Annotated in this window: 1 protein-coding gene; it reads left to right on the top strand. The window is 67.7% G+C overall.

The window, feature by feature from the left end; genetic code table 11:
- Positions 1 to 112: 112 nt before the first annotated feature.
- A partial coding sequence (locus tag HY049_17860) for a type II secretion system protein GspG (protein MBI3450765.1) occupies positions 113 to 4,667 on the top strand: 4,555 nt, incomplete at its 3' end.

Raw genomic sequence — 4,667 nt, forward strand, 5'->3', positions numbered from 1 at the left:
GGGCAGGGCGGTTGGCCCGCTTGACGCTCTCTCATGATTAAGGGAACCATCGGCGACCGCCGGTGTCTCATCCAGTGCCGGCTTCATCCTGCGCGGCCGGTCGGAGGATTCGATGAGAGCGAGAGCCATTGTCGTCGGCAGTTTCGTCGTTTTCGCGGCGGTCGCGGCCCTGGCCGCCCCGGCGCCGGTCCATCTCAGCCCCCTCGAGGTGCGGGTCCTGGGGCAGAGCCGTTTCATCACGGGAAGCCGGGCGGCGATGCGCGTCCTCGTCGAAGACCACGATCGCGGCAGACCTCTCGCGGCCGCCGTCAGGATTTCCCTCGCTTCGAGAACGCCGGATGGAAAGGTGGGGCCGAACCGATTTCTGTACTCCGGGCCGACGACCTCGCTCGGCACTCTGGACGCGTCATTCCCCATTCCCGCGACGAAGGCCGGGCTGTACCGGCTGACGATCGACGTCGCGAGCGCCGCCGGCGACGACGTCTTCGCGCAGGACGTCGAGCTCTTCGATGCGGCGGACGTCCTCCTGACGACCGACAAGCCGCTCTACCAGCCCGGGCAGACGATTCACCTCCGGGCGCTCGCACTCCGGAAGCCGGCGCGCCGGCCGCTCGCTGTTGCGTCACTGACGTTCGAGGCCGAGGACGCGAAGGGGAACAAGGTCTTCCGGAAACTGGTGGAGACGGACCGATTCGGCGTCGCCTCGGCCGACTTCGTCCTGGCGTCGGAGGTCAACGCCGGCCTCTACACGCTGCGGGTCACGAACCCGATCGCGACGGTGGAGAAGAAGGTCACGGTCGATCGCTACGTCCTTCCGAAGTTCAAGGTCACGGTGAAGACCGACAAGCCGTACTACCGCCCCGGCGAACGAGTGCAGGGCTCGCTCCAGGCCGACTATTTCTTCGGGAAGCCCGTCGCGTCGGGGAAGATCACGATGAGAGTCTCCACGATCACGGTGGGGGTGGAGGAGATCGGCCGCATCGAGGGGACGACCGATGCGACGGGGAGTTACGCGTTCGAGTACCAGCTTCCCGACACTTTCGTGGGCCAGCCGGTGGAACATGGGAAGGCGACGGTACAATTCGAGGCGTCGATCGCGGATGCCGCCGATCATCAGGAGAAGGGGCGCGCGTCGATCCCGGTGTCGCGCGATCTCCTCGACGTCGTTGCCATTCCCGCGAGCCGGGACCTGGTCGCCGGCGTCCCGAACACCATCTACATCGCGGCCGCGTACCCCGACGGCACCCCGGCCCGCGCCACCGTGGAGGTCCAGGGGGCGACAGGCGTCGAAGGCGGCTCGCTCAAGACGGACGAGCTCGGCATCGCGACGCTGACCTTCACCCCGTCCCGCGACAGCGCGCACCTCGCGCTCAGCGCTTCGGACGATCGTGGCGACACCGGTTCGACGACGATTGATCTCGCGGCCTCGGGGCCGAAAGGTGACGGCGTGATCCTGGCGATCGCGAACGCCGTCGCCTCGGTGGGAGAAACGTTGAACGTGAAGGTCTTCTCGCCGGCGCGAGCGGGCTCGGTCTTCGTGGACGTCGTCCGCGATCGGCAGACGGTTCTCACGCGAGCGATCGAGCTCGAGAACGGGCGCGGAGCTATCGCCTTGCCGTTGACGGTCGATCTGGCCGGCACGATCCAGATCCACGCCTACCGGATTCTCGCCGACGAGAACATCGTTCGCGACACGCGGACGATCTACGTGCGCCACGCGGGGGATCTGACCGTCGCCATTCGTCCGGCCCTCGCCAGCTACCGCCCCGGCGAGGACGCGCAGGTCGATCTCACGGTGACCGGCACCGGGGGCAAAGGGGTGGCATCGTCCGTCGGCGTCGCCGGCGTGGACGAGAGCGTCTTCGCGCTATCGGAGCTGCAGCCAGGCCTCGAGAAGATCTACTTCACCCTCGAGCGCGAATTGATGGAACCGAAGTACGAGGTCCACGGCCTCGAGCCCGGCGACATCGTCGGTCAGAGGCCGCTCCCGATCCCGATGCCGCATCCAGAGGCGCGCGACTCGGCGCGACGGGACGAGCGGCTCCGAGACGAGGCGGCGCGCGTCGTCTTCGCGGCGGCCCCCGTGATGGGGGACTTCACCGTCCGCGGCAACACCTGGCAGGCGCGCTTCGAAAAGGCGAAGGCCGGATGGATCGAAGAGATGGGAAAGAATTGGCAGGTGATCCGGGGCGCGCTCGAGCGATGGCGGGCGCGTCACGTCAACTCCCTCCCGGCGGGAGAAGAAGGCCGTCTCGTGGACGAAAAGTTCCTCCGCCCTTCGGCCCTCCGCGATCCGTGGGGAAGGTCGTACAGGTTTCAGCGGCGCACGGGTGACGACTTCTCGTTCATGCTCGAGAGCGCCGGCCCGGACGGAAAGTTCGGTACCGAGGACGACCTCTCCGCAGGCGGCGAGTTCGGCCAGAATCTGAGACTCGAAGCCGTGGAGGGAATCCGGGTCCAAGCGCACGGCGACGTCATGGCAATGAAGGCGATGCCCGTAATTGGACATAATTTCCAGAACATCCTGACGCTCTCCCCGGGCGTGACCGATTCCGCGCCCGAGTCGCAGCCGGCAGCCGGCGGCGAGGCTCCTCGCGTTCGCCAGTTCTTCCCGGAGACGCTGTACTGGAACCCGTCGGTCATCACCGATGGCTCCGGCCGCGCGCGCGTGACCATCCCGCTCGCCGACTCGATCACGACCTGGCGCCTCACGGCGATGGCGGGGGATGCCGACGGAAAGCTCGGGAGCGCGCAGGCGCCGCTTCGCGTCTTCCAGGATTTCTTCGTCGACCTCGATCTCCCGATCTCCCTCACGCGCGGCGACGAGATCTCGATCCCCGTCGCGCTCTACAACTACCTGCCGGGATCGCAGACCGTCTCGCTGACGCTCGAGGCCGGCGATTGGTTCACCGCGCTTCCGGGCGAAGGGGCCGCGGCGCGGGGCGCCGGGAAAGCCGAGGTCACGCTCGGCGCGAGCGAGGTGGCCGGCCTCGTCTTCCCGATCCGCGTCGAGAAGTTCGGGCGCCACACCCTCACCGTGACGGCGCGCGGGACGAAGCTCAGCGACGCGATCAAGAAGGAGATCGAGATCCTCCCCGAGGGGCGCGAGTTCCGCGACACCGTGAACGACCGCCTCGACGCCGGCGTCTTCAAGGACGTCACGATTCCCCCCGAGGCGATCGCGGGGGCGTCGAGCCTCTTCGTGAAGATCTACCCCGGCATCTTCTCGCAGGCCGTGGAAGGGCTCGAGGCGCTCCTCCGGATGCCGAACGGCTGCTTCGAGCAGACGTCGTCGACGACGTACCCGAACGTCCTCGTCCTCTCGTACCTCAAAGGGACGAAGCAGGTGAAGCCCGAGCTCCAGATGAAGGCCGAGCAGTACATCAACGTCGGATACCAGCGCCTCGTCACCTTCGAGGTGCCGGGCGGCGGCTTCTCGTGGTTCGGCCAGGCGCCGGCCCACCAGGTGCTCACGGCCTACGGCCTCCTCGAGTTCTCGGACATGGCGAAGGTGCACGACGTCGATCCCGCCCTCATCGAGCGCACGCAGAGGTGGCTCGCGGGCCGCCAGAAGCCCGATGGAACGTGGGAGCAGGACAGGGGCGGCATCGCCGAGGGGATCATCAACCGGCAGTCCGACACCCTGAGGACGACCGCCTACATTGCGTGGGCCCTCGGCGAGTCGGGATACCACGGCCCCGAGGTCGAGCGCGCACTCTCCTACCTCCGCGGACAGATTTCCGCAGCCGCCGACGCGTACGCGATGGCGCTCGTGACGAACGCCTTTGCCGCGCAGGACAGGAAGTCGGCCGATGCCCGCGCCGCCGCGGAAAAGCTCGCGTCGATGAAAATCGAGAAGGACGGCGGCGTGATGTGGGGGACGAAGTCGGCCACCTTCACCGGCGCCGCCGAGGGATCGGCCGATCTGGAGACGACGGGCCTCGCGGCGTACGCGCTCTTGCGCACGGGCGTCCAGCCCGAGACGGCGCGCAAGGCGCTGACGCAGCTCATCCGATCCAAAGACTCGTTCGGCACGTGGCAGACGACGCAGGCGACCGTCTGGTCGCTGCGCGCCCTGCTCCTGGCGCTCGAGGGGGGCTCGTCCGACACCGACGCGACGGTCGGCGTCACGTGCAACGGCGTCGAGGCGGCCTCGCTGCGCGTCACGCCGGCCGACGCCGATCTGATGCGGCAGGTCGATTGCGGGAAGAACGCGCGGGAAGGTCGCAACGAGGTGAGGCTCTCGTTCTCCGGGAAGGGAAACCTCCTCTACCAGATCGTCTCCCGATACTACGTTCCGTGGGCGAAGATCCCGCCCCCGGCGAAGCCGATCCTGTCGATCGACGTGGATTACGACAAGACGACGCTCGCGAAGGACGAGATGGTCACCGAGAAGGTGCGCGTCACGAACAACACGCCGATGGCCGCGACGAACGTCATCGTCGATCTCGCGGTGCCCCCGGGGTTCGAGATCCAGAGCGAGGACCTCGCGGCGCTGGTGGGGAAGGGGATCTCGCGGTTCGAGCCGGCGGCGCGGCAGATCATCGTCTACGTCGATCGCGTCGAGCCGGGGAAGCCCCTGGCCTTCTCGTTCCACCTCAAGGCGACGATGGTGGTGAAGGCGGTGAACGGCGAGTCGGCCGTCTACCCGTACTACAACCCCGAGA

The organism is Acidobacteriota bacterium (assembly GCA_016195325.1).
In the GTDB taxonomy this organism is placed as follows: Bacteria; Acidobacteriota; Polarisedimenticolia; order JACPZX01; family JACPZX01; genus JACPZX01.